This window comes from Streptomyces sp. NPDC001941 (assembly GCF_040296945.1).
Classification (GTDB): Bacteria; Actinomycetota; Actinomycetes; order Streptomycetales; family Streptomycetaceae; genus Streptomyces.
Genome location: NZ_JBEOYE010000059.1, coordinates 22,271 through 45,135, shown reverse-complemented (window position 1 = coordinate 45,135; position 22,865 = coordinate 22,271). Strand labels below are relative to the sequence as shown.

Here is a 22,865-nt window from a genome sequence, read left to right as displayed (position 1 = left end):
CTCGGTAAGAAATGTTACTGAGTAACAACAAGAATCAGCCGCGCTCCACCGAAGCCCTAGCCCGCCTCCACCCCTCGGGCCAGCTGCCGGAAGGCCAGGCCCGCCGCCGCGCGGGCGTCCGGCTCCACCACCGCCAGGGCCTCCCCCGCGTCGATGCGCCGGTAGTTCTCCAGGGCCAGCACCCGCAGCACCGCCACGACCTGCGCCGCCGCGAGCCGTCCGGCGAGCCCGTCGCCCAGCTCCCGGGCCAGCGCCTCCTCGGAGCGCTGCTGGTAGGTCTGCATCCGGGCGACCAGGCTCGGCGTCCCGTACAGCAGCCGCATGAAGGACAGCACGCCCGGCTCGTCGCTCAGCCCGGTCACCGGGTCACGCCGGTCCAGGCCGTCCAGGTGGTGGCGGTGCAGGGCGTCCAGCGGGGAGGCGTCGCCGCGTCCCGCGACCACCCGCGCGAACTCGTCCTCGTGGTCGGCGAACCGGTGGACGACCAGGTCCTCCTTGGCCGGGAAGTAGCGGAACAGGGTCGGCTTGGACACCTCGGCCGCCGCCGCGACCTCCGCCACGGAGACGGCGTCGAAGCCCTTGTCGAGGAACAGGGCGATCGCGGCCTCGGAGATCGCCCGGTACGTCTGCCGCTTCTTGCGCTCGCGCAGCCCCAGCTCAGCACTCATGGGGCCGAAGCCTACGCACCGGCGCGGCGCTCAGGTCAGCAGGTCGTCGACCTGGGCCTCGCCCTCGCGGTAGCGGCGGGCGATCTCCGCGCTGCAGTCGTCGGCGGTGCGCTGGAGCTCCTGGCGGCGGCGCGAGACCTGCTGCTCGTAGCGGGCCAGCCGGCCCATCGCGTCGTGCAGCTCCTCGTCGGTGAGGGAGTCCAGGTCCGACAGCTCCACCTCGGAGAGCATCTCGGCGGCCAGCCGCCGGTACTCCTCCCCGCGCGGCGTCGACAGCGTCACGTGCCGGGCCGAACTGCGGTGCCGCGAGGGCGAGTCGGCGAGGATCTCGGAGAGCCGGTCCACCACCGGCACCTGCGGCCCCGCACGCCGCGCCAGCTCGGCCCGCAGGATGTCGATCCGGCCCTGCAACAGCCTCCGTACGTAACTGAGATCGGCCTCGTCGCCCTGTGACACCCGCCGCAGCGCGCGCAGTTCGGGCAGCCGCAGCGCCCCGAGGTCGAGGACGGCGCCCGGGGGCGCCTCGGCGGACCGCTGCGCGGGCGGGCGGCGGGCCGCCGCGTCCACGGCGGACATGGGTGCGGAGCCGGCCGATTGTCCGGCGCCAGGTGTGCTCATCGTCTTCCGTCCCCTCGACCGGTGCGCGACGCACCGCCTGACAGGCATGGTGCCACTTGCGGGGGTCCCGGTGCAGGCGGTCTGCACCCGTTCAGCCCCAGATAGGTTGGTCTGTATGCGTGCAGTGGTGCAGAGAGTCGACGGCGCGAGCGTCGTGGTGGCCGGGGAGACCGTCGGTGAGATCACCGGAGAGGGGTTGTGCGTGCTGGTGGGGGTGACCCACGAGGACACCAAGGAGAAGGCGGCGCAGCTGGCCCGCAAGCTGTGGTCCGTACGGATGCTCGACGGCGAGAAGTCCTGCTCGGACGCGAACGCCCCGTTGCTGGTGATCTCGCAGTTCACCCTCTACGGGGACGCCCGCAAGGGCCGCAGGCCCACCTGGAACGCGGCGGCCCCCGGCGAGGTCGCCGAGCCGCTGGTCGACGAGGTGGTGGCGCAGCTGCGGGCGCTGGGGGCGACCGTGGAGACGGGCCGCTTCGGGGCGAGCATGCGGGTCTCGCTCACGAACGACGGCCCGTTCACGGTGCTGATCGAGATGTAGGAGCGGCACGCGTGCGCGTACGAGCGCGCGTACGGGGCGCGGCTCAGGGTTCGACGACGACCTCCTGGGCCGCCGCCGTGTTCCCCGCCAGCAGCGGGGCGTCCAGCGGGACGTTCCGCTTCACCAGGGCCAGCGCGATCGGGCCCAGCTCGTGGTGGCGGGCCGAACTGGTGACGAAGCCCAGCTGGCGGCCCTCCTCGCCGTCCGCGGCCAGCCGCACCGGGGTGCCGGGCCCCGGCAGCAGCACCTCGCTGCCGTCCAGGTGCAGGAAGACCAGGCGGCGCGGCGGCTTCCCCAGGTTGTGGACGCGCGCGACGGTCTCCTGGCCCCGGTAGCAGCCCTTCTGCAGGTGCACGGCGCCACCGATCCAGCCCAGCTCGTGCGGGATGGTCCGGTGGTCGGTCTCCAGGCCCAGGCGCGGGCGGTGCGCCTCCACGCGCAGCGCCTCGTACGCCAGGATCCCGGCGACTGGGCCGTGCGCGGAGGCGTACTCCTCCAGGTCCTCGCGCGGCAGGAACAGGTCGCGGCCGTGCGCGGTCTCCCGCGCCACCGCGCCGTCGGGCACCGGGGCGATCGAGCCGGCCGGCAGGTGCACCACCGCGAACGCGTCGGTGCGGTCGGCGACCTCGACCCGGTAGAAGAACTTCATCGACTCCAGGTAGGCGATCAGCGCCTCCTGGGTGCCCGGCTCCACGTGCGCCCACACCGTCGCGCCGTCGTCCACCAGGTACAGGGCGTGCTCGATGTGGCCGTTGGCCGACAGGATCAGCGCCTCGGTCGCCGTGTGCGCGGGCAGCTCGCTGACGTGCTGGGTCAGCAGCAGGTGCAGCCAGCTCAGGCGGTCGTCGCCGGAGACGGTGACGACGCCGCGGTGGGAGAGGTCGACGAGGCCGGTGCCGTCGGCGAGGGCGCGCTGCTCGCGGAACAGGTCGCCGTAGTGCGCGGCGACGCCTTCGTCACGGCCTTCGGCGGGGACGGCGCCGGGCAGGGACAGCAAAGGGCTCTTCATGAGCCCCAGCCTACGACTCGGCGTCCCCGTCCCGACCGGCGCATTTCCCGCACCGGCCGAAGATCGCGAAGTGCTTGAGGTCGGTGTCGAAGCCGAAGGCCTCGCGCAGCTTGCCGGTGAACTCCGCGGCCACCTCCACGTCCGCCTCGATCACGTCCGTGCAGTCCCGGCACACCAGGTGCAGGTGGTGGTGCCGGTCGGCCAGGTGGTAGGTCGGGGCGCCGTGCCCGAGGTGGGCGTGGCTGACCAGGCCCAGCTCCTCCAGGAGCTCCAGGGTCCGGTAGACGGTGGAGATGTTCACGCCGGAGGCGGTCCTGCGCACTTCGCTCAGGATGTCGTCGGGCGTCGCGTGTTCGAGGGTGTCCACGGCCTCCAGCACGAGCTGTCGCTGGGGCGTCAGCCGGTAGCCGCGCTGCCGCAGATCGCTCTTCCAGTCGGTGCTCACCACACCGCCCAGTGTAGGGCGGCGCGGCGGGCACGGACCGGGCGTCCTACTTGAAGAAGGCGATGCCGTCGTCGGGGAGGTCGCCCAGGCTCTTGGCCATGGCCTCGACCTCCTCGGGCGTGACGACCTTCTTCAGGTGCGCCGACATGTAGGGGCGCAGCTCGACGTCCGGCGTGGACTTCTCGCCCACCCACATCAGGTCGCTGTTCACGTACCCGTACAGGCGCTTGCCGCCGCTGTACGGGCCGGAGGCCGCGGTGCGCGCCACGGCGTCGGTGACCAGGTCGATCTGCGGCTTCTGGGCGGCCAGCTCGCCGTACCAGACCTCCACGACGCCCTGGTCGCGGACCATGACGACCTCGACCTTGCGGTCCTTGTCGACGCGCCAGTAGCCGCTCTCGCTCTCCAGCGGCTTCACCTTGTTGCCCTCGGCGTCGAGGACCCAGGAGTGCGAGTGGTACTCGAGGAAGTCCCGGCCGTCGTGGCTGAAGGTGACGGACTGGCCGAAGTTGCACTTCTCGGCGCCCGGGAAGTCGGAGACGCCCGCGCCCTCCCAGGTGCCGAGGAGGAACGCGAGGGGGACGAGGTCCGGGTTCAGGTCGGACGGGATCTGGATCATGAGCAGCTCTGGCGATCTCTCGTGGAAGTGTTAGCGCTGACCCTGGTACAGCTTCTTCACGGTCAGGACGGAGAAGGCGGCGACGCCGACGCAGACCAGGACCAGCAGGGAAGTGAAGACTGCCTCAAGCACGGCGTGCTCCTCGGATGAGCGGGTGGGCTGATGGCCGGTCCCCAGCCTAATGGGTGGTCCGCCACCCCACTCCGTGAGGTTCCGCCAGGCGGCTACTGTTCGGGCCATGCCGACCATGTCGAAGAAGCTCGTGATCAAGGTGACCGCCGGAGCCGACGCCCCGGAGCGCTGCTCCCAGGCCTTCACGGTCGCCGCCGTGGCCGTGGCCAGCGGCGTGGAGGTCTCCCTCTGGCTGACGGGCGAGGCCACCTGGTTCGCGCTGCCGGGACGGGCGGCGGAGTTCGAGCTGCCGCACGCGGCGCCGCTGCCGGAGCTGATCGACTCGGTGCTGGCCGGCGGGACGCTGACCGTGTGCACGCAGTGCGCCGCGCGCCGGGGCGTGACGGAGGGCGACCTGGTCGGGGGCGCCCGGATCGCGGGCGCCCAGGTGTTCGTCAGCGAGGTCATGGCCGAGGGCGTCCAGGCCCTGGTCTACTGACCGCGCCGCCGCTCGTTCCCGTTCCGCTTCCCGCCGCCGGGGCCGTCCGGGGGATCGTCCCACCAGCGGTCCTCCGGCCCCTTGCGGTTGGCCACCATCGCGGCGAGCGGCGGGATGACCATGGCCACCACGCACATGCCCACGGCGACGGGCACCGACCACAGGCGCACGAAGGCCCAGGCGGAGACGAAGAGCGCCAGGCACGTCCCCATCAGCAGGAAGTAGGCGTGACGTCGTCGCGCGTACATGCCTCCAGCGTACGACCGGAGGGCCGCACCCCGATCCAGTGGCGTCCAACCCCTGGGGTGCGGCCCTCCGGCCCGTTCGCGTGCGCGGTCGCTCAGACCGCGATGGCCACCTCGGCGAGGCCGCCCTGCTGCGCCACGACCGTGCGGTCGGCGGTGCCGCCCGGCACCAGCGCGCGGACGGTCCAGGTGCCCTCGGCCGCGTAGAAGCGGAACTGGCCGGTGGCCGAGGTCGGGACCTCGGCGGTGAACTCACCGGTCGAGTCGAGCAGGCGCACGTAACCGGTGACGGGCTCGCCGTCGCGGGTCACCTGGCCCTGGATGGTGGTCTCACCGGGCTTGATCGTCGAGGCGTCGGGGCCGCCGGCCTTCGCTCCGCACATGTCGTACTCCTTGGGTGTCAGAGGTGAAGGGGTTACTTGTTGGCGCCGAGCTCGATCGGCACGCCGACCAGGGAGCCGTACTCGGTCCACGAGCCGTCGTAGTTCTTGACGTTCTCCACGCCCAGCAGCTCGTGCAGCACGAACCAGGTCAGCGCGGAGCGCTCGCCGATGCGGCAGTACGCGATGGTGTCCTTCGCCAGGTCGACCTGCTCGTCGGCGTAGAGGGCGCGCAGCTCGTCGTCCGACTTGAAGGTGCCGTCGTCGTTGGCGTTCTTCGACCACGGGATGTTGCGGGCGCTGGGCACGTGGCCGGGGCGCTGCGACTGCTCCTGCGGCAGGTGCGCCGGGGCGAGCAGCTTGCCGCTGAACTCGTCGGGCGAGCGCACGTCGACCAGGTTCTGGGTGCCGATCGCGTTCACGACGTCGTCGCGGAAGGCGCGGATGGAGCTGTCCTGCGGCTGGGCCTTGTAGTCCGTGGCCGCGCGCTCGGGCACCTGGGAGCCGTCGACCAGGTCGCGGGAGTCCAGCTCCCACTTCTTGCGGCCGCCGTCGAGGAGCTTGACGTCCTGGTGGCCGTAGAGCTTGAAGTACCAGAAGGCGTAGGAGGCGAACCAGTTGTTGTTGCCGCCGTAGAGCACGACCGTGGTGTCGTTGGCGATGCCCTTGGCGGAGAGGAGCTTCTCGAAGCCCTCCTGGTCGATGAAGTCGCGGCGCACCGGGTCCTGGAGGTCCTTGGTCCAGTCGATGCGGATCGCGTTCTTGATGTGGTTCTTGTCGTACGCCGAGGTGTCCTCGTCCACCTCGACGACGGCGACCTTGGGGTCCTCGAGGTGCGCCTCGACCCAGTCGGCGTCTACCAGGACGTCGCTGCGGCTCATGCTGATTCTCCTCCGGGGCAGTGCGGGGCTTGTGGTGCGGATACGCCTGCGGCACGGCACGGCGTACGTACACGGGAGCGGCCCTTGGGATGCCGGGCGTGGCTAGGGGTCCGGGGCCTTGAGAACGCGGGTCGCGAAGGGCCCGCTCAGACGGTGCGACAGAGCATGGCGGCGACGCGGCACAGGTCCACTGCCCGCCGCTTCGTGAGATCCGCCTGTCGCTTCATGCGTCCGATCGTAGGGACGGACGGGCGGCCATGTCACCGGTGTGTCGCATCATGAGACGCGATCGTCCGACATGCGGGACGCACAAGGGCCCCGGGGGTCGCCCCGGGGCCCCGCTGACGCCCGGTGGACGCCGCCCATCTACGGAGCGGACGCCTCCGGGCCACATGCTGAGACGGGCCGCTTCCCCGCGCCCGCCGCCTCCGGACCGGCCCAGGTCGGCCCGGGTCAGTCCTGGTCAGCCCGCCAGTACGACGTTCGATCCGGTGACCGTGATCTCCACCCCGTCCGGCTTGGGCTCCACCTTGGTGAGCTTGAGGCCGGAGGGCAGCCCGCCGATGCGGCGGTCGAAGTCGGTGCGCTTGCGGACCAGGTCCTCCAGGCCGGGAATGCCCTCGCCGGGCACCTCGTCGGCATGGACCCGGATGGTGCTGCCGTCCACCAGGGAGACCGAGGAGACGACGCTGCGGGTCAGCGAGCGGCCCAGGACGGTCACCGAGCCGGTGACCTTCACCTTGTTGCTGCCGCCGTAGGCCACCGTGATGTTCTCCTCGGCGGCGCGGGAGAGGTCGGCGTAGGAGATCCGGGCGGTGCCGGTGGCGGTGGCGGCCACGGCGCTGGAGAAGTTGCCGCCGATCTTCACGTCGCGCAGGGCCGCGTTCATCTCGGTGATGCGCACCGGGCGGTTCCCGGCGGTGGCCTGGAGGTCGGTGAGCTTCACGTCGACCTCGTCCAGCTCCTTGCCCAGCACCTGGGTCAGGAACGGGAAGCCCCCGATGGAGACCTCCTTGGAGCCCACGGTGCCCTGGGACAGCCGGATCCGGTCGGCCGCCTCGGACTCCGCGTAGTTCACGGCGAGCCGGTCGACCAGGACGAATATGCCGCCCAGGACGACCGCGAGGATCAGAAGAGTTCGAAGTGCGCGCATTGCCCGGTGTCCCCCAGCCCTTTCGTGCGCCGGCCGTACGCCGGTCGTACGCCAGTACGTCTACCCCCGACTCCACTGATCGACGTGCGGGGGGAGCCGATGGTTCCACCACGGCCCGGGCGCGGGCGCGGCGGGGTGCCCCGGAAGGGCACCCCGGCGCACCTCTCAGACGAGCGCGCGGCCCAGCAGGTAGGCCGCCGGGGCCGCCGCCGCCAGCGGCAGCGCGACGCCCGCGGTCATGTGCACGAACTTCGACGGGTAGTCGTAGGCGGCCACCCGCAGCCCGATCAGCGCGCAGCCGCCGGCCGCCGCGCCGAGCAGCGCCCCCGAGGCGCCCAGGCCGGTCGCCCCGCCCGCGGCGATGCCCGCGCCGGCGCCCGCCAGCAGCGCGACGGCCACGGAGGCGACGCCCGGCAGCGGCAGGGCGCGGGCCACGGTCGCCGCGGCGACGCCCAGCGCGCCCACCACGACCGCGTCCGGGTCGGCGGCGAGCCAGCCGGTGGCCACCACGGCCAGCGCGGCCGAGGTGACCGTCGCCATCAGCCCGTACATCCGCTCGTCCGGCTCGGCGTGCGAGCGCATCTGGAGCACCAGCGACAGCAGCACCCACACGCCGAGGGTGCCCAGGATCGCGGCGGGCGCGTTCGCCCGCCCGGCCGCGAGCAGCGCGATGTCGGCGGTCAGGCCGCCCGCGAAGGCCAGCGCGATGCCCTGACGGGCCGGCCACATACCGTTGAGCCGGAACCAGCCGGCCGCGGTGACCGCCTGGAGCAGCACCAGCGGCACCAGCAGCGCGTACTGCCCGAGTGCCGCGCCGCCCGCGAGCAGCAGCCCGAGGACCGCGGTGAGCGCGGCGGGCCTGAGGCCGGGGTCGATGATCGGCGAGCGGCCCTCGGCGCGGGCGCGCTGGGCGTCGGTGACCCGGGCGTGGCCGGTGGTCACGGGGGCGCCGTAGGGCGCGGCGTCGGCGGCGGCCTGGGCGTACGGGGTCGGCTCGGCGGGCGCGTACGCCTCGGGGGCCGGGGCCGCGTACGGGTCCTGGTGGTAGGGCTCGGCGTAGCCGGCGGCCTGCTGCCCGTACCCGTACGAACCGTCCGTCCCCGGCTGCGCGCCCCCGTAGGAGGGCTGCTGCCCGCCGTAGGACCCGTAGGGCTGCTCACCGGTGGCCTGCTGCCCGTAGGACCGGCCGTCCTGGGCCGCGTACGGGTCGTGGGGCTGCTCGGGCGGCAGCGGCTGGGCGCCGGAGTTCTGCGGCGGCAGGTAGGCCGTCCGCTCGGCGTCGGCCTCGGGCACCGGGGGCTGGTACTGGGTGTCCCAGGTCTGCCCCTGCCAGGTCTGCGTGGCGTACGGGTCGTACGGGTACTGCTGGTCGTCGCTCATGCTGTGCGGGTCACCCTCCTGCGAACGGCGGGAGCACCTCGACCGTGCCGCCCTCGGCCAGCCGTACCGTCTCATGCGCCCGGGTACCCACGGGGTTGCCGTCCACCAGGAAGGAGCACCGCAGCAGTACCCGCACCAGCTCGCCCGGGTGCGCGGCCCGGGCCGCCTCCAGGGCGTCGGCCAGCGTGTCCGCCGCGTACGGTTCCTCGGCGGTCCCGGCGGCGGCCTTGGCCGCGGCCCAGTAGCGGATGGTCCCCGCTGCCATAGCGGCACTCCTCTCGTTCGTGTGCGCGCCGCCCTCCATGATGGGCTATCCGGGCACCAGCCAGGCCGTCAGCCGGGCCAGCAGTGCGTCGTCCGCGGCGTTCTCCGCGTGCCCCATGCCCGCCTCCAGCCACAGCTCGCACGGACCGGCGGCGGCGAGCGAGCGCGGGTGGTCCAGCGGGAAGTACGGGTCGCGGTCGCCGTGCACCACGAGCAGCGGCGTCGGCGCGATCAGCGGCACCGACTCCACCGGCGACAGCGGCACCGGGTCCCAGTCGCGGTCGTGGATGCGGGTGCCGAAGCCGTAGCGGCCCACCAGGCGCCCCACCGGTCGGGTCACCACCCAGTGCAGCCGCCGCATCGGGGCGGTCCCCCGGTAGTACCAGCGGGCGGGCGCGCTGACCGCGGCCACCGCGTCGGTGCGCGCTTCCGTGCGCCCCTCGTGCGACGCCGCGTGCCGCAGCACCACCGAGCCGCCCATCGAGAAGCCGACGGTCACCACCCGGGGGTGGCCCAGCTCGCGCGCCCAGGCGACGGCGGCGGCCAGGTCGAGCACCTCGCGGTCGCCGACCGTGGAGCGCCCGCCGGAGCGCCCGTGGCCCCGGAAGGAGAACGTGACGACCGCCGCACGCTGGGCGAACGCCCTGGCGGCGCGGCGCACGGCGGGGCGGTCGAGGGAGCCGGTGAAGCCGTGCGCGACGACGACCGCCGTCTCCGCGGGCCCCTGCTCGCAGGGCTCGTAGCGGGCCTCCACGGGGATGCCGTCGGACGTGCGCAGGGTGGCTCGCCGAGGACCGGAAGTGATCCAGGAAACATCCGCAGTGTGAAATCGGCCCTCTGACGCGGAACTCATGTGGGCTATTCTGGCGGGCGAAGGATCCGGGCGAAGCAGCCCCCGGGTCCTTTTGTGTTTCCCGGCCGTTGTTACGACCGGGTTACCGAACGCTCTCAAGGGCGCGAGAGAGCGAGAAGTACGACAGCAGTACGAAGCAGTGCCGCAAACGTCCTCGCAGGGACCGAGGAGGAACCGACGTTATGGGCGAGCGAACCGTGCACGAGATCCGTACGACCGAGGCGGGTGGTCGGGGATGAGCTCCCTGCTGCTCCTGACCAACGCCCTCCAGCCGTCCACGGAGGTGCTCCCCGCCCTCGGACTGCTGCTCCACAGCGTGCGGGTGGCACCCGCCGAGGGCCCCGCCCTGGTGGACACCCCGGGCGCCGACGTGATCCTGGTCGACGGGCGCCGCGACCTGCCGCAGGTGCGCAGCCTGTGCCAGCTGCTGCGCTCCACCGGCCCCGGCTGTCCGCTGGTGCTCGTGGTCACCGAGGGCGGCCTGGCGGCCGTCACCGCCGACTGGGGCATCGACGACGTGCTCCTGGACACCGCGGGACCGGCCGAGGTCGAGGCGCGGCTGCGGCTCGCGCTGGGCCGCCAGCAGCTGGGCGCCGACGACTCCCCCATGGAGATCCGCAACGGCGACCTGTCGGTGGACGAGGCGACGTACAGCGCCAAGCTGAAGGGCCGGGTCCTGGACCTGACCTTCAAGGAGTTCGAGCTGCTCAAGTACCTCGCGCAGCACCCGGGCCGGGTCTTCACCCGCGCCCAGCTGCTGCAGGAGGTCTGGGGCTACGACTACTTCGGCGGCACCCGCACCGTCGACGTGCACGTACGGCGGCTGCGGGCCAAGCTCGGCCCCGAGCACGAGTCTCTGATCGGGACCGTCCGCAACGTCGGCTACCGCTTCGTGGTGCCGGAGAAGGCCGAGCGGGCGGCCGAGGCCGCGGCCACCCGGACGGAGGACGCCGCCGGGCCCCCCGAGCAGCCGGAAGAAGCCGCGGTACGACCTGCCACCCGGTAGGTCACCCCGCGTAGACTGCCGCGCGTGGCCAAGGTGACGCGGGATGACGTGGCGCGACTTGCGGGTACTTCCACCGCCGTCGTGAGCTACGTCATCAACAACGGACCCCGGCCGGTCGCCCCGGCCACGCGCGAGCGTGTCCTCGCCGCGATCAAGGAGCTCGGCTACCGGCCGGACCGGGTCGCCCAGGCCATGGCCTCGCGGCGCACGGACCTCATAGGCATGATCGTCCCCGACGCCCGCCAGCCCTTCTTCGCCGAGATGGCGCACGCCGTCGAACAGGCCGCCGCCGAGCGCGGGAAGATGGTCCTGGTCGGCAACTCCGACTACCGCACCGAGCGCGAGGTCCACTACCTGCGGGCCTTCCTCGGGATGCGGGTCTCCGGCCTGATCCTGGTCAGCCAGGGCATGAGCGAGCAGGCCGCGAGCGAGATCGAGGCCTGGGACGCCCGGGTGGTGCTGCTGCACGAGCGGCCCGAGGCGATGGACGACGTCGCGGTCGTCACCGACGACATCGGCGGCGCCCAGCTCGCCACCCGCCACCTCCTGGAGCACGGGCACGCGTACGTGGCGTGCATCGGCGGGGTGGAGAACACCCCGTCCGTCGGCGACCCGGTCGCCGACCACGTCGAGGGCTGGCGCCGGGCCATGCTGGAGTCCGGGCGCTCGGTGGAGGGCCGGCTCATCGAGGCCCCGTACAACCGCTACGACGCCTACCGGGTCGCCCTGGAGCTGCTGGCCGGGCCCGACCGGCCGCCGGCCATCTTCTGCGCCACCGACGACCAGGCCATCGGCGTGCTGCGGGCCGCCCGCGAGCTGCGCATCGACGTGCCGGGCGAGCTGGCCGTGGCCGGCTTCGACGACGTGAAGGAGGCGGCGCTGACCGACCCGCCGCTCACCACGATCGCCTCCGACCGCCCGGCGATGGCCCGCGCGGCCGTGGACCTGGTGCTCGACGACGGGCTGCGGGTGGCCGGGTCGCGCCGCGAGCGGGTGCGGCTCTTCCCCTCGGCGCTGATCGTGCGCCGCTCCTGCGGCTGCGGCTGACCCTCCCCGCGGGCGCCCTTACATCGGGCATACGCGGTTCTGCCGGGCTTCTCACCACGTACTCAGACGGCTCTCATGTACGGCGCACAGAGTCGTACCCATGACGGACTACTACCGCGGCGGCGGCGACAACCAGGGTCAGGGCCAGGGACACGGCGGCCAGGGGTACGGCAACGGCCAGGACGGCCACGGGGAGCACGGCGCCCCCGCCACGGCCCCCGGCGGCAGCTACCCGCCGCCGCCCCCCTACGAGCCCGCGCAGCCCTACGCGGCGGGCCCCGGCACCACCGTCTGGCCCTCCGGGCACCAGGTCCCCGCGACGGCCACCCTGCCCGCGGCCCCCGCCCCGGCCCCCGACCGGCGGCGCGCCAAGCGCCCGGTCGCCCTGCTCGCGGCGGTCGCGATCGCGGCCGCGGTCGTCGGCGGCGGCGCCTCCGCGCTCGTCACCGAGCTGACCGGCAAGAACGACGGCTCCTCGGCGGGCGGCGTGAGCGGCACCGGCATCTCCCAGTCCGACAAGGGCACGGTCACCGGGATCGCGCGGGGCGTCTCCCCCTCGATCGTCGAGATCAACGCCACCTCCGGCTCCGGCAAGTCCACCGGCTCCGGCGTGATCATCACCGGCGACGGCGAGATCATCACCAACAACCACGTCGTCTCCGGCGCCTCCCAGATCAAGGTGCGCACCAGCGACGGCAAGACCTACGACGCCAAGGTGGTCGGCACCGACCCCGACAAGGACCTGGCGCTGATCAAGCTCCAGGGCGCCAGCGGCCTCAAGGCGGCCTCGCTCGGCGACTCCGACAAGGTCCAGGTGGGCGACCAGGTGGTGGCCATCGGCTCCCCCGAGGGCCTGACCGGCACCGTCACCAGCGGCATCATCTCCGCCAAGGACCGCGACGTGACCGTCGCCAAGGACCAGGGCGGCAGCGGCGACGGCCAGCAGCAGGACCCGCGCGGGCGCCAGGAGTGGCCGTTCGAGTTCGGCGGCCAGCAGTTCAACGGCGACACCGGCGACTCCAAGACCACCTACAAGGCGCTGCAGACCGACGCCTCGCTCAACCCGGGCAACTCCGGCGGCGCGCTCATCGACATGAACGGCAACATCGTCGGCATCAACTCCGCGATGTACTCGCCCAGCTCGGGCGCGGGCAGCGGCTCCGGCGCGGGCAGCGTCGGCCTCGGCTTCGCCATCCCGATCAACACGGTCAAGGCCGACCTGGACAGCCTGCGCTCGGGCGGCAGCGGTGGCGGCGGCAACTCCTGAGGAGCGGGGACCGGGGGACCCGGGGACGGCGTGCGAGGCTGAGGGCATGAACGCAGGCGAACGCATCCTCATCGTGGACGACGAGCCCGCCGTGCGCGAGGCGCTCCAGCGCAGCCTCGCCTTCGAGGGGTACGGCACCGAGGTGGCCGTGGACGGACTCGACGCCCTGGCCAAGGCCGAGGCGTACGCGCCCGACCTGATCGTCCTCGACATCCAGATGCCGCGGATGGACGGGCTGACCGCGGCCCGCCGGGTGCGGGCCGCCGGCTCGACCGTGCCGATCCTGATGCTCACCGCCCGCGACACCGTGGGCGACCGGGTCACCGGGCTCGACGCGGGCGCCGACGACTACCTGGTCAAGCCGTTCGAGCTGGACGAGCTGTTCGCCCGGGTCCGGGCCCTGCTGCGGCGCAGCGCGTACGCGAGCGGCCCGCAGGAGGCCGAGGAGGGCGACGTGCTCTCCTTCGAGGACCTGCGGATGGACCTGGCGACCCGCGAGGTGACCCGGGACGGGCGCCGGGTGGAGCTGACCCGCACCGAGTTCACGCTCCTGGAGATGTTCCTGTCGCACCCGCGCCAGGTACTCACCCGCGAGCAGATCCTGAAGTCCGTCTGGGGCTTCGACTTCGAGCCCTCCTCTAACTCCCTGGACGTGTACGTGATGTACCTGCGGCGCAAGACCGAGGGCGGTGGCGAGCCGCGCCTGGTGCACACCGTGCGCGGCGTCGGGTACGTCCTGCGCCCCGGCGGTGAGGGGTGATCCGCCGCTTCCACGCCCTGCCGCTGCGCTCGCGCCTGGCGCTGCTGACGGCGGTGGCGGTGGCGGTGGCCGTGGCGGCCGTGGCCGTGACGTGCTGGTTCGTCACCAGGGCGCAGCTGAAGGACGAGCTGGACAACTCGCTGAAGAACTCGATGGTCTCGACGGCGGCCCTGAACGACATGGCGCGGCAGTGCAACCCCTCCCCGCCGCCCCCGCCGCGGGCCGGCTTCGCCTACTCCCAGCTCGTCGTGGGCGACGGGCAGCGCTGCGTCGCCCAGGACTCCTTCGGCGTCCGGGTCGAGCCCGAGGACGTCCAGGTCCTCAACGGCGAGCTCGACGACAGCCTGCACGACAGCGTCACCGACACCGGTGCCCCCGTCCGCGTGCACACCGTGCTCCAGCGCACGCCCCAGGGCCAGCTCGTCGCGGTGAGCCTGTCCCGTCCGCTGACCGAGATCGACGCCACGATGAACCGGCTGGCCCTGCTGCTCACCGTGCTCGCGGGCGTCGGCGTGCTCGGTGCCGGCGCGGCCGGGCTCTGGGTGGCGCGGGCCGGGCTGAAGCCGGTGGACCGGCTGGCCGGGGCCGTGGAGCACGTGGCCCGCACCGAGGACCTCACCGTGCGCATCCCGGTCGAGGGCGAGGACGAGATCGCCCGGCTCTCCCGCTCGTTCAACGCCATGACCGCCGCGCTGGCCTCCTCGCGCGACCGGCAGGCGCAGCTGATCGCGGACGCGGGGCACGAGCTGCGCACCCCGCTGACCTCGCTGCGCACGAACATCGAGCTGCTCGCCCGCAGCGAGGAGACCGGGCGCGCGATCCCGCCCGACGACCGCAGGGCGCTGATGGCGTCGGTGAAGGCGCAGATGACGGAGCTGGCCTCGCTGATCGGCGACCTCCAGGAGCTGTCCCGCCCGGAGGCGGTGGCGCCGGGCCCGCTGGAGGTGGTGGGCCTGCACGACATCACCCGGGCCGCCCTGGAGCGGGCCAGGCTGCGCGGCCCCGAGCTGACGATCACGGCGGACCTGGCGCCCTGGTACGTACGGGGCGAGCAGGCGGCGCTGGAGCGGGCGGTGGTGAACGTGCTGGACAACGCGGTGAAGTTCTCCCCGCCGCGCGGCACCGTCGAAGTCGCGCTCTCCCTGGGCCGGTTGACCGTACGGGACCACGGGCCCGGGATCGCGCCGGAGGAGCTGCCGCACGTCTTCGACCGGTTCTGGCGCTCTCCGTCGGCCCGCTCGCTGCCCGGCTCGGGCCTGGGCCTGTCGATCGTGGCGCGCACGGTGCGCCAGGCGGGCGGCGAGGTGGCGCTCACCGCGGCGGAGGGCGGCGGCACCCGGGCCGTGATCCGGCTGCCGGGTGCGCCGACGCCGCCGCCGGAGCTGTCAGTTGTGCCGGATGAGCGACTCCACCAGGCCTGAGCGGGTGTTCGGGAAGTCCAGCGGGACGATGCCCAGGCCCCGGTAGCCGGACCCCGCGCCGTCGAGGAAGGCGTGCACCTTCGGGTTGAGGCGGTCGGAGTTCCAGCGCGGCGGCAGCAGCGCGGCGGTGGAGACGAAGTTGACGTACAGCTTGCCGCGCTGGGTGGCGGCCTTGCGGAACTGCGCCTCGACCTCGGGGTACTTGGCACCGGGCTCGGCCATGTAGTCGTCCTGGACGTCGAAGAGGCCGCCGTCGGCCCAGCGCACGCCTGGCAGGCCCGCGTTGTCGGCGAGCAGGACGACCCGGCCGCGCGCCTCGCCGAGGGCGGGCAGCCCGTCGCCGATGCGGAAGAGGGAGCGCCAGCCGCGTACGTCCAGGTAGTTGTCGAAGATCCGCCGGAAGACCGCGTCGGACTCCTCGGAGTACTCCTGCTTGACCCGCATCAGGACGGTCTCGGAGGGGTGGGCGGCGAGGAAGTCCCGGCAGGCGATGAGCACGTCCCCGAACATCATGTTCTGGTAGTACGCGCCGTGGTGGATGGCGAAGGACTCGCCGGTGACCCGGCAGCGGACGTCCAGGAAGCGGATGCCGGAGGCGAGTTGCGCGGCGATGGTGGTGTTCTGGCACTCGGTCCAGGGCCCGCCGAAGCGGGCGCCGGAGTCGTGGCTGCCGGGGATGGTGAGGTCGCGCAGGGCGGTGGCGTCGGGTCTGGCCGCCATCCAGTCCTGGGTGGTGAGGGTCCGCGCCCGGCTGGGGCTCGCGCCGAGCACGACCGCCCCGGAGGCCGCGAGGGCCCCGACGAGAAATCTGCGTCGCTCCATGCGCGCAGGTTATGGCGGGTGCATGCCAATGCGGAAGGGTGCGTACGGGCGACGCGCGAGGGGCGCCGGGCCCTTGGGCCCGGCGCCCCCGATGTCACCCGGGTCCTACGAAGAGGACCGCTGCGGGACGACCGCTACTGGACCACGGTGATGCGGTCCGCCGCCGGCGGGGCCAGCGGGGCGGTGGCCGAGGAGTTGGCCGCCAGGTAGGCGTTGAACACGTCCAGGTCGGAGGCGCCGACCAGCTTGTTCTTGCCCTGGCCCAGCGCCGCGAAGCCGTCGCCGCCGCCCGCGAGGAACTCGTTCATCGCGACCCGGTAGGTCCTGGCCGGGTCCAGCGCCTCGCCGTTGAGCTTCACCGAGGCCACGTCGATCCGGGCCGCGCCGGTCTTGGTCAGGTCCAGCGTGTAGGTCAGGCCCTTGGAGACCTGCAGGATCTTCGGCGAGGCCTGGTTGGACCCGCTCACCTGCTGCTTGAGCGCCTCGACGACCTGCGCGCCGGTCAGGTCGACCACGTTCATCATGTTGGTGAACGGCTGCACGGTGAACGCCTCGCCGTACGTCACGACGCCGTCGCCCTCACTGCCCGACGCCTTGTACGCCAGGTCCGAGCGGATGCCGCCCGGGTTCATGAACGCGATCTGCGCGCCGCCCTTGTCCGCCGGGGCGAGCCCCGCCAGCTGCGCGTCGGCGATCAGGTCGCCCAGCGGCTTCTCCGGGGCGTTGGAGCCGCGGCCGTTGATGTCCGCCGAGATGAAGCCCTGCGGGCGGCTCGCCACCGGGGCGGCCAGCGTGTTCCAGCGGTTGATCAGCGCCGTCATGTCCGCGGCCTTGGGCACGGTGCGGTCGACCACGTGGTTCATCGAGCGCACCGAGGTGCGGACGATGTCGTCGGTGCGGCGGTCGTAGGTCAGCGTGGTGTCCGTGAACAGCCGCCCGAAGGAGGCCGCCGAGGTCACCATGCGCGGCTTGCCCGCCGGGTCCGGGATGGTGCACGCGTACGCCTGGTGGGTGTGGCCCGTGACCAGCGCGTCGACCTGCGGGGACACCTTCTTGGCGATGTCCACGATCGGGCCGGAGATGCCGTCGCCGGGGCCCGGGCTGTCGCAGTCGTAGTTGTACGAGCCGGACGCCGGGGCGCCGCCCTCGTGCACCAGCGCCACGATCGACTTCACGCCCTGGCGCTCCAGCACCTTGGCGTACTTGTTGATCGTCTCGGCCTCGTCGCCGAACTTCAGGCCCTTGACGCCCTCGGCGGTCACCACGTTCGGGGTGCCCTTCAGGGTCACGCCGATGAAGCCGACCTTGACGCCCTTGTGCTTCCACACCCAGTACGGGGCGAGGACCGGCCGGCCGCTCTTCTCGTCCGTGACGTTCGCCGCCAGGTACGGGAAGTCGGCGCCCTTGAACTTCTTGGGCTTGCCGTTGTCCTTCTTCTCGAAGCAGCCGGCCGTCGGGTGGCAGCCGCCGTCCTGCATGCGCAGCAGCTCGGCGCGGCCCTCGTCGAACTCGTGGTTGCCCACGCTCGTGACGTCGAGGTCCAGCTTGTTGAGCGCCTCGATGGTGGGCTCGTCGTGGAACAGGCCGGACATCAGCGGGGAGGCGCCGATCATGTCGCCGGCCGCGGCGGTCACCGAGTACTCCTGCCCCTCGCGCGCCGCGCGCAGGTGGGTGGCCAGGTACTCGACGCCGCCCGCGGGCACCGTCTTGGTGGTGCCGTCGGGCTGCCGCTCGGTCACGGTGCCGGAGGAGCCCTGCGGGGCCTCCAGGTTGCCGTGCAGGTCGTTGAAGGAGAGCAGTTGCACGTCGACCGTGCGCCCGGGCTTGTGCCCGTGGCCGCGGTCGTGGGCGCCGGCCGCGGACGGCAACGCCGCCACGAGGGCGCCGACCGTGGTCAGTCCGGCGGCTGCGGCGAGTATGCGGCGGGCCGCACGGTTCCTGGGCGGTGTCGCTGACATCTGTCCCCTTTGTGCCTTCGATGAGTCCAGCGTGACCCTAGGGTCATTCGGTCTGCGCGCAGCCTAGGGTCAACGCGCGTAGCTCGACAGGGGGTTCGGGTTACGAGCTGGTTGCGGACGGGGGCTTTGGCCCCCTTCGGCGCCCTACGTACGCCCCCTATGCGCCCTTCACCCCGATCTGCTCCCCTTCCCGGCGCCGTACCCTCGGAGCCATGACTGACTCCGCCGCCCCCGAACCCGGCCGCCAGATCCGCACCCTCGACGAGCTCGGCCCCGAACAGGCCGCCGAGGTGCTCGCCCTGCTCGCCGCGGCCGCCCGCGCCGACGGCGTCCAGGCCGTCTCCGAGCAGGGCCGCCTGCAGCTGCGCGGCGGGCGCCGCGAGGGCGTGCGCCACCTGCTGCTCGACGTCTCCGGCGAACTCGTCGGCTACGCCCAGCTGGAGGACACCGACCCGGTGGAGGCCCCGGCCGCCGAGCTGGTCGTGCACCCCGACCACCGCGGCCGCGGCCACGGGCGCGCGCTGGGCACCGCCCTGCTCGACGGGAGCGGCAAGCGGCTGCGGGCCTGGGCCCACGGCGGCAAGCCCGCCGCCCGGCACCTGGCCCAGGTCCTCGGGCTCACCCTGTTCCGCGAACTGCGCCAGATGCGGCGCCCGTTGGCCCCGCTCGACGTGCCCGAGCCCACGCTCCCCGAGGGCGTCACCGTACGCACCTTCGTGCCCGGCCGGGACGACGCGGCCTGGCTCGCCGCCAACGCCGCCGCCTTCGCCCACCACCCCGAGCAGGGCTCGCTCACCCAGCGCGACCTGGACGACCGCAAGGCCGAGCCGTGGTTCGACCCCAAGGGCTTCTTCCTGGCCGAGCGCGACGGGCGCCTCGCGGGCTTCCACTGGACGAAGACGCACGCCGAGGAGCGGCTCGGCGAGGTGTACGTGGTCGGCGTCGACCCGGCCGCCCAGGGCGGCGGCCTCGGCAAGGCCCTCACCGCGATCGGCCTGCGCCACCTGGCCGCCCAGGGGCTGCCGACGGCGATGCTGTACGTGGACGCGGACAACGTGGCGGCGGTGAAGGTGTACGAACGCCTGGGCTTCCGCACCCACGAGGTCGACCTGATGTACCGCGCCGAGTCGTAGGACTCCCGCCGGGGGGCGTCGCGGGCGCAAAGAAACGGGGGGCCACGACCCCTCGGCTCCCCGTCCCGGTGTCCGGTACGTCATGTCGTCGTTACCGGCCATTCAGACGCGCTTGCGACGCTCGACGAATGCACCCCGACGTCCCGGCTCGCTCCGACGCGCCCGAGAACCCCCTCGCGCGGAAGAATGGGTCCATGAAGCAGCAGCCCGCCGAGGTCCCGGTCCAGCACGTCCAGCCGTCCGTCGGTTCCATAGCCGCGCACCGCCCGCACACCGTCGCCGCCACCGTGTCCGACCTGGAGCCCGACCTCGACGCCGACCTGGACGCGTACGACGAGGGTGCCGACGGCGGCGCCGAACTGCCGCAGGGCCGCTTCCTGGACCGCGAGCGCAGCTGGCTCGCCTTCAACGAGCGGGTGCTCGAACTCGCCGAGGACCCGGCCACCCCGCTCCTCGAACGGGCTAACTTCCTCGCCATCTTCGCCTCGAACCTGGACGAGTTCTTCATGGTGCGGGTGGCCGGCCTCAAGCGCCGCATCGCCACCGGCGTCGCCACCCGCTCCGCCTCCGGCCTGCAGCCCCGCGAGGTCCTGGAGCTGATCTGGACCCGTTCGCGCGAGCTGATGGCCCGGCACGCCGCCTGCTTCCAACAGGACGTCGCCCCGGCCCTGGCCGACGAGGGCGTCCACCTGATCCGCTGGCCCGAGCTCACCGAGAAGGAGCAGGCCCGCCTCTTCACCCTGTTCCGCCAGCAGATCTTCCCGGTCCTCACCCCGCTCGCCGTCGACCCGGCCCACCCCTTCCCGTACATCTCCGGCCTGTCCCTGAACCTGGCCGTGGTCGTACGCAATCCGGTCAGCGGCCACCGGCACTTCGCCCGCGTGAAGGTGCCCCCGCTGCTCTCCCGCTTCCTGGAGGCCTCCCCGCAGCGCTACGTCCCGCTGGAGGACGTCATCGCCGCGCACCTGGAGGAGCTGTTCCCGGGCATGGAGGTACTGGCCCACCACATGTTCCGGGTCACCCGCAACGAGGACCTGGAGGTCGAGGAGGACGACGCCGAGAACCTCCTCAAGGCCCTGGAGAAGGAGCTCACCCGGCGCCGCTTCGGCCCCCCGGTGCGCCTGGAGGTCGAGGAGTCCATCGACCCCTACGTCCTGGACCTGCTGGTGCGCGAGCTGAAGGTCTCCGACGCCGAGGTCTACCCGCTGCCGGGACCGCTCGACCTCACCGGCCTGTTCGGCATCGCCGCCCTGGACCGGCCCGAGCTGAAGTTCCCCAAGTTCGTCGCCGGCACCCACCGCGACCTGGCCGAGGTCGAGTCCGCCTCGGCGCCCGACATCTTCGCGGCGCTGCGCGAGCGGGACGTGCTGCTGCACCACCCGTACGACTCCTTCTCCACCTCCGTGCAGGCCTTCCTGGAGCAGGCCGCCGCCGACCCGGACGTGCTGGCCATCAAGCAGACGCTGTACCGCACCTCGGGCGACTCCCCGATAGTGGACGCGCTGATCGACGCCGCCGAGTCCGGCAAGCAGGTCCTGGTCCTCGTCGAGATCAAGGCCCGCTTCGACGAGCAGGCCAACATCAAGTGGGCCCGCAAGCTGGAGGAGTCCGGCTGCCACGTCGTCTACGGCCTGGTCGGCCTCAAGACGCACTGCAAGCTGTCGCTGGTGGTGCGCCAGGAGGGCGACACCCTGCGCCGCTACAGCCACGTCGGCACCGGCAACTACCACCCCAAGACGGCCCGGCTCTACGAGGACCTCGGCCTGCTCACCGCCGACCCGCAGGTCGGCGCGGACCTCTCCGACCTCTTCAACCGGCTCTCCGGCTACTCCCGCCGCGAGACCTACCGGCGCCTGCTCGTCGCCCCCAAGTCGCTGCGCGACGGCCTGGTCTCCCGGATCAACAAGGAGGTCGCCCACCACCGCGCCGGGCGGCCCGCCTACGTCCGGATCAAGGTCAACTCGATGGTCGACGAGGCCGTCATCGACGCCCTGTACCGGGCCTCGATGGCCGGCGTCCCGGTCGACGTCTGGGTGCGCGGCATCTGCGCGGTGCGCCCCGGCGTCACCGGACTGTCGGAGAACGTCCGGGTCCGCTCGGTGCTCGGCCGCTTCCTGGAGCACTCCCGGGTCTTCGCCTTCGGCAACGGCGGCGAGCCCGAGGTCTGGCTCGGCAGCGCCGACATGATGCACCGCAACCTCGACCGCCGCATCGAGGCCCTGGTCCGGGTCGCCGACCCGGCCCACCGCGCGGCCCTCACCCGGCTCCTGGAGACCGGCATGTCCGACTCCACCGCCTCCTGGCACCTCGGCCCGGACGGCGGCTGGACCCGGCACTCGGCCGACCCGGAGGGCCAGCCGCTGCGGCACGTACAGGAGATGCTCATCGACGCCCGGAGGCGCAGGCGTGCTCAACCCTGACAGCCAGGTCACGGACGGCCAGGTCCCGGTCCGGGACCCGCTCTCCCCCTATCTGCACGCCCGGGCCGGGGACTTCCTGCGCAGCCTGCGGGTGCACCGGGAGGCCGGCGCCGACACCGCGGGCGCCGAGCAGGCGGCCCGCGCGCTGCGCTCCTCCGCCCGGCGCATCAGCGCGGCCCTGCACACCTACCGGGCCCTGCTGGACACGGCCTGGGCCGACGGCCTGCGCACCGAGCTCGCCTGGCTCTCCGGCACCCTGGCCCTGGAGCACGCCTGTACGTCGCGGCTGGTCCGGCTGGTCGACGCGCTGGCCCGGCTCACCGGCGCCACCGTCCCGGCCCCGCGCTCGGAGGGCTCGCTCACCGTGGGCGCGGCCCGCGCGGGCGCCCTCCTGGAGCGGCAGCTGACCCTGGCCAGGACCCGGGCGCACTCGGCGGCCCTGCAGGCGCTGGGCTCCGCGCGCTTCCACGCGGTGGCCGACGCGGTCGCGCTGCTGGCCTCGGAGGTGCCGCTGGCGCCCGCGCCGGAGGCCGACGCGCTGCACACGGCCGCCGAAGGGGTGGAGCGGCGGCTGCTCGACGCGGTGGCGACGCTGCCGATGGCTCCCGCGGTGGGCGGCGAGGCGCAGGACGGGGCCTGGCACCAGGCCCGGCTGCTGCTGCGGCTGCACCGGTACGCCCGCGAGGTGCGCGGCGGCGGGACGGCCCCGGTGCTGTACGAGGCCGGGCTCGCCCTGGACCGGCACCGGGACGCGGCCGAGGCCGCGGCCGCGGCGGCCGCGGCGGCGCGCACGCCCCGGATCGCCCCGGCGACCGCGTACGCCCTGGGCATCCTGCACGCCGACCAGCGGCACGAGGTGGAGGCGGCGCGCCGGGCGTTCGTCGAGACGTGGTCGAGGACGGCGGTGGCGACGCGATGACACAGGTGGTGCTGGCGGCGGGGTGCGTGCTGTGGCGGCGCTCCCCGCTGGACGGCGGTCTTGAGGTCTGTCTGGTCCACCGCCCCAAGTACGACGACTGGTCGCTGCCCAAGGGCAAGCTCAAGCGCGCCGAGTCGCTGCCGGACTGCGCGCGCCGCGAGGTCCTGGAGGAGACCGGCCACACCTGCGACCTGGGGCCGCGGCTGCCCACCACGCGCTACGTGGCCCAGGGGCGCCCCAAGGAGGTCGCCTACTGGGCCGCGGAGGCGACCGGCGGCTCGTTCGCCGCCAACGCGGAGGTGGACCGGGTCCTGTGGCTGCCGCCGCACGCGGCCCGGCTGCGGCTGACCCAGCCCCGCGACCGCACCCTGATCGACGCCTTCCTGAACTCCGTACGCGTCTCCTGACCCCCGGGTGTCTCCCGGACGTCCCCCCGGCGACCGGAT

The 22,865-nt window shown here is 73.1% G+C and carries 26 protein-coding genes; 11 read left to right on the top strand and 15 right to left on the bottom strand.

Going from position 1 to position 22,865, the window contains the following annotated elements; all coding sequences use genetic code 11:
• Positions 1–56: 56 nt before the first annotated feature.
• Together ABT160_RS31450 and ABT160_RS31445 are read right to left on the bottom strand one after the other, a co-directional pair.
• Positions 57–668, bottom strand: coding sequence for a TetR family transcriptional regulator (locus tag ABT160_RS31450; protein ID WP_351651325.1), 612 nt, complete (start codon positions 666–668; stop codon positions 57–59).
• A 30-nt stretch (positions 669–698) separates the two neighbouring features.
• Positions 699–1,286, bottom strand: coding sequence for an RsiG family protein (locus ABT160_RS31445; RefSeq protein ID WP_351651324.1), 588 nt, complete (start codon positions 1,284–1,286; stop codon positions 699–701).
• Between the two features lie 115 nt (positions 1,287–1,401).
• Here ABT160_RS31445 and dtd point away from each other — a divergent pair, with 115 nt between their 5' ends.
• On the top strand, positions 1,402–1,827 hold the full coding sequence (gene dtd, locus ABT160_RS31440; RefSeq protein WP_351651323.1) for a D-aminoacyl-tRNA deacylase: 426 nt from the start codon (positions 1,402–1,404) through the stop codon (positions 1,825–1,827).
• Between the two features lie 43 nt (positions 1,828–1,870).
• Here the strand turns inward: dtd and ygfZ are convergent, their stop codons facing one another.
• From ygfZ to ABT160_RS31425, 3 genes are read right to left on the bottom strand one after another with little or no spacing between them, the layout of a single operon-like run.
• On the bottom strand, positions 1,871–2,836 hold the full coding sequence (gene ygfZ, locus ABT160_RS31435; RefSeq protein WP_351651322.1) for a CAF17-like 4Fe-4S cluster assembly/insertion protein YgfZ: 966 nt from the start codon (positions 2,834–2,836) through the stop codon (positions 1,871–1,873).
• 10 nt (positions 2,837–2,846) lie between these two features.
• Positions 2,847–3,284 carry a Fur family transcriptional regulator gene (locus ABT160_RS31430; protein ID WP_351651321.1) on the bottom strand — a complete coding sequence of 146 codons (438 nt, stop codon included), beginning with the start codon at positions 3,282–3,284 and terminating at the stop codon, positions 2,847–2,849.
• A gap of 43 nt (positions 3,285–3,327) precedes the next feature.
• The gene (locus tag ABT160_RS31425; RefSeq protein ID WP_351651320.1) at positions 3,328–3,900 is read right to left on the bottom strand and encodes a heme-binding beta-barrel domain-containing protein; all 573 of its coding nucleotides are present in this window, start codon (positions 3,898–3,900) and stop codon (positions 3,328–3,330) included.
• Positions 3,901–4,147: 247 nt separating this feature from the next.
• Between ABT160_RS31425 and ABT160_RS31420 the strand changes: the two genes are divergently transcribed.
• The gene (locus tag ABT160_RS31420; RefSeq protein ID WP_351651342.1) at positions 4,148–4,510 is read left to right on the top strand and encodes a DsrE family protein; all 363 of its coding nucleotides are present in this window, start codon (positions 4,148–4,150) and stop codon (positions 4,508–4,510) included.
• Here the strand turns inward: ABT160_RS31420 and ABT160_RS31415 are convergent.
• The 8 genes from ABT160_RS31415 to ABT160_RS31380 form a co-directional block, all read right to left on the bottom strand.
• Positions 4,504–4,758, bottom strand: a complete 255-nt coding sequence (locus ABT160_RS31415) for a DUF3099 domain-containing protein (protein WP_351651319.1) — start codon at positions 4,756–4,758, stop codon at positions 4,504–4,506. The two genes, ABT160_RS31420 and ABT160_RS31415, sit on opposite strands and share 7 nt — an antisense overlap.
• Positions 4,759–4,850: 92 nt before the next feature.
• Complete coding sequence (locus ABT160_RS31410) at positions 4,851–5,138, bottom strand: DUF1416 domain-containing protein (protein ID WP_004986406.1); 288 nt, start codon at positions 5,136–5,138, stop codon at positions 4,851–4,853.
• Between the two features lie 32 nt (positions 5,139–5,170).
• Positions 5,171–6,016 (bottom strand): sulfurtransferase, encoded by an 846-nt coding sequence (locus ABT160_RS31405; RefSeq protein WP_351651318.1) that lies wholly within the window; start codon positions 6,014–6,016, stop codon positions 5,171–5,173.
• Between the two features lie 146 nt (positions 6,017–6,162).
• Positions 6,163–6,243, bottom strand: coding sequence for a putative leader peptide (locus ABT160_RS31400; RefSeq protein WP_350203226.1), 81 nt, complete (start codon positions 6,241–6,243; stop codon positions 6,163–6,165).
• 236 nt (positions 6,244–6,479) lie between these two features.
• Complete coding sequence (locus ABT160_RS31395) at positions 6,480–7,169, bottom strand: LmeA family phospholipid-binding protein (RefSeq protein WP_351651317.1); 690 nt, start codon at positions 7,167–7,169, stop codon at positions 6,480–6,482.
• A gap of 165 nt (positions 7,170–7,334) precedes the next feature.
• Positions 7,335–8,549, bottom strand: a complete 1,215-nt coding sequence (locus tag ABT160_RS31390; RefSeq protein WP_351651316.1) for a hypothetical protein — start codon at positions 8,547–8,549, stop codon at positions 7,335–7,337.
• A gap of 10 nt (positions 8,550–8,559) precedes the next feature.
• Positions 8,560–8,814 carry a MoaD/ThiS family protein gene (locus ABT160_RS31385; RefSeq protein ID WP_351651315.1) on the bottom strand — a complete coding sequence of 85 codons (255 nt, stop codon included), beginning with the start codon at positions 8,812–8,814 and terminating at the stop codon, positions 8,560–8,562.
• A 45-nt stretch (positions 8,815–8,859) separates the two neighbouring features.
• Complete coding sequence (locus ABT160_RS31380; protein ID WP_351651314.1) at positions 8,860–9,666, bottom strand: alpha/beta hydrolase; 807 nt, start codon at positions 9,664–9,666, stop codon at positions 8,860–8,862.
• 235 nt (positions 9,667–9,901) lie between these two features.
• On the opposite strand from ABT160_RS31380, the gene ABT160_RS31375 reads away from it, so the two are divergent.
• The 5 genes from ABT160_RS31375 (at position 9,902) to ABT160_RS31355 (ending at position 15,167) form a co-directional block, all read left to right on the top strand.
• Positions 9,902–10,672 (top strand): response regulator transcription factor, encoded by a 771-nt coding sequence (locus tag ABT160_RS31375; protein WP_351651313.1) that lies wholly within the window; start codon positions 9,902–9,904, stop codon positions 10,670–10,672.
• A gap of 24 nt (positions 10,673–10,696) precedes the next feature.
• Positions 10,697–11,719, top strand: coding sequence for a LacI family DNA-binding transcriptional regulator (locus ABT160_RS31370; RefSeq protein ID WP_351651312.1), 1,023 nt, complete (start codon positions 10,697–10,699; stop codon positions 11,717–11,719).
• A 100-nt stretch (positions 11,720–11,819) separates the two neighbouring features.
• Positions 11,820–12,986 carry a S1C family serine protease gene (locus ABT160_RS31365; RefSeq protein ID WP_351651311.1) on the top strand — a complete coding sequence of 389 codons (1,167 nt, stop codon included), beginning with the start codon at positions 11,820–11,822 and terminating at the stop codon, positions 12,984–12,986.
• Positions 12,987–13,032: 46 nt separating this feature from the next.
• On the top strand, positions 13,033–13,746 hold the full coding sequence (locus ABT160_RS31360) for a response regulator transcription factor (RefSeq protein WP_351651310.1): 714 nt from the start codon (positions 13,033–13,035) through the stop codon (positions 13,744–13,746).
• On the top strand, positions 13,743–15,167 hold the full coding sequence (locus ABT160_RS31355; protein ID WP_351651309.1) for a sensor histidine kinase: 1,425 nt from the start codon (positions 13,743–13,745) through the stop codon (positions 15,165–15,167). The genes ABT160_RS31360 and ABT160_RS31355 overlap by 4 nt, the downstream gene beginning before the upstream one ends.
• Here ABT160_RS31355 and ABT160_RS31350 read toward each other — a convergent pair.
• Together ABT160_RS31350 and ABT160_RS31345 are read right to left on the bottom strand one after the other, a co-directional pair.
• Positions 15,132–15,989: a phosphatidylinositol-specific phospholipase C gene (locus tag ABT160_RS31350; protein WP_351651308.1), complete on the bottom strand. Its 858-nt coding sequence runs from the start codon at positions 15,987–15,989 to the stop codon at positions 15,132–15,134. The genes ABT160_RS31355 and ABT160_RS31350 overlap by 36 nt on opposite strands.
• Positions 15,990–16,123: 134 nt before the next feature.
• Positions 16,124–17,947: a bifunctional metallophosphatase/5'-nucleotidase gene (locus ABT160_RS31345; RefSeq protein ID WP_351651307.1), complete on the bottom strand. Its 1,824-nt coding sequence runs from the start codon at positions 17,945–17,947 to the stop codon at positions 16,124–16,126.
• A gap of 212 nt (positions 17,948–18,159) precedes the next feature.
• Between ABT160_RS31345 and mshD the strand changes: the two genes are divergently transcribed.
• The 4 genes from mshD to ABT160_RS31325 all read left to right on the top strand — a co-directional run bounded on the left by mshD (position 18,160) and on the right by ABT160_RS31325 (position 22,826).
• Positions 18,160–19,080, top strand: coding sequence for a mycothiol synthase (gene mshD / locus ABT160_RS31340; RefSeq protein ID WP_351651306.1), 921 nt, complete (start codon positions 18,160–18,162; stop codon positions 19,078–19,080).
• A gap of 194 nt (positions 19,081–19,274) precedes the next feature.
• Positions 19,275–21,500, top strand: coding sequence for an RNA degradosome polyphosphate kinase (locus ABT160_RS31335; RefSeq protein WP_351651305.1), 2,226 nt, complete (start codon positions 19,275–19,277; stop codon positions 21,498–21,500).
• Entirely contained in the window at positions 21,487–22,419 is a 933-nt protein-coding gene (locus tag ABT160_RS31330; protein ID WP_351651304.1) for a CHAD domain-containing protein, read from the top strand. The genes ABT160_RS31335 and ABT160_RS31330 overlap by 14 nt, the downstream gene beginning before the upstream one ends.
• Positions 22,416–22,826 carry an NUDIX hydrolase gene (locus ABT160_RS31325; RefSeq protein ID WP_351651303.1) on the top strand — a complete coding sequence of 137 codons (411 nt, stop codon included), beginning with the start codon at positions 22,416–22,418 and terminating at the stop codon, positions 22,824–22,826. The genes ABT160_RS31330 and ABT160_RS31325 overlap by 4 nt, the downstream gene beginning before the upstream one ends.
• Positions 22,827–22,865 lie beyond the last annotated feature (39 nt).

Excerpts from the sequence above, each read along its gene's own strand:
- ABT160_RS31425 (WP_351651320.1), bottom strand. The coding sequence starts at position 3,900 with ATGATCCAGATCCCGTCCGACCTGAACCCGGACCTCGTCCCCCTCGCG.
- ABT160_RS31365 (WP_351651311.1), top strand. The coding sequence starts at position 11,820 with ATGACGGACTACTACCGCGGCGGCGGCGACAACCAGGGTCAGGGCCAG.
- ABT160_RS31395 (WP_351651317.1), bottom strand. The coding sequence starts at position 7,169 with ATGCGCGCACTTCGAACTCTTCTGATCCTCGCGGTCGTCCTGGGCGGC.
- ABT160_RS31375 (WP_351651313.1), top strand. The coding sequence starts at position 9,902 with ATGAGCTCCCTGCTGCTCCTGACCAACGCCCTCCAGCCGTCCACGGAG.
- ABT160_RS31360 (WP_351651310.1), top strand. The coding sequence starts at position 13,033 with ATGAACGCAGGCGAACGCATCCTCATCGTGGACGACGAGCCCGCCGTG.
- ABT160_RS31325 (WP_351651303.1), top strand. The coding sequence starts at position 22,416 with ATGACACAGGTGGTGCTGGCGGCGGGGTGCGTGCTGTGGCGGCGCTCC.
- ABT160_RS31380 (WP_351651314.1), bottom strand. The coding sequence starts at position 9,666 with ATGAGTTCCGCGTCAGAGGGCCGATTTCACACTGCGGATGTTTCCTGG.
- ABT160_RS31400 (WP_350203226.1), bottom strand. The coding sequence starts at position 6,243 with ATGAAGCGACAGGCGGATCTCACGAAGCGGCGGGCAGTGGACCTGTGC.
- ABT160_RS31345 (WP_351651307.1), bottom strand. The coding sequence starts at position 17,947 with ATGTCAGCGACACCGCCCAGGAACCGTGCGGCCCGCCGCATACTCGCC.
- ABT160_RS31350 (WP_351651308.1), bottom strand. The coding sequence starts at position 15,989 with ATGGAGCGACGCAGATTTCTCGTCGGGGCCCTCGCGGCCTCCGGGGCG.
- ABT160_RS31335 (WP_351651305.1), top strand. The coding sequence starts at position 19,275 with ATGAAGCAGCAGCCCGCCGAGGTCCCGGTCCAGCACGTCCAGCCGTCC.
- ABT160_RS31415 (WP_351651319.1), bottom strand. The coding sequence starts at position 4,758 with ATGTACGCGCGACGACGTCACGCCTACTTCCTGCTGATGGGGACGTGC.
- mshD (WP_351651306.1), top strand. The coding sequence starts at position 18,160 with ATGACTGACTCCGCCGCCCCCGAACCCGGCCGCCAGATCCGCACCCTC.
- ABT160_RS31450 (WP_351651325.1), bottom strand. The coding sequence starts at position 668 with ATGAGTGCTGAGCTGGGGCTGCGCGAGCGCAAGAAGCGGCAGACGTAC.
- ABT160_RS31385 (WP_351651315.1), bottom strand. The coding sequence starts at position 8,814 with ATGGCAGCGGGGACCATCCGCTACTGGGCCGCGGCCAAGGCCGCCGCC.
- ABT160_RS31390 (WP_351651316.1), bottom strand. The coding sequence starts at position 8,549 with ATGAGCGACGACCAGCAGTACCCGTACGACCCGTACGCCACGCAGACC.
- dtd (WP_351651323.1), top strand. The coding sequence starts at position 1,402 with ATGCGTGCAGTGGTGCAGAGAGTCGACGGCGCGAGCGTCGTGGTGGCC.
- ABT160_RS31405 (WP_351651318.1), bottom strand. The coding sequence starts at position 6,016 with ATGAGCCGCAGCGACGTCCTGGTAGACGCCGACTGGGTCGAGGCGCAC.
- ABT160_RS31445 (WP_351651324.1), bottom strand. The coding sequence starts at position 1,286 with ATGAGCACACCTGGCGCCGGACAATCGGCCGGCTCCGCACCCATGTCC.
- ABT160_RS31410 (WP_004986406.1), bottom strand. The coding sequence starts at position 5,138 with ATGTGCGGAGCGAAGGCCGGCGGCCCCGACGCCTCGACGATCAAGCCC.
- ABT160_RS31420 (WP_351651342.1), top strand. The coding sequence starts at position 4,148 with ATGTCGAAGAAGCTCGTGATCAAGGTGACCGCCGGAGCCGACGCCCCG.
- ygfZ (WP_351651322.1), bottom strand. The coding sequence starts at position 2,836 with ATGAAGAGCCCTTTGCTGTCCCTGCCCGGCGCCGTCCCCGCCGAAGGC.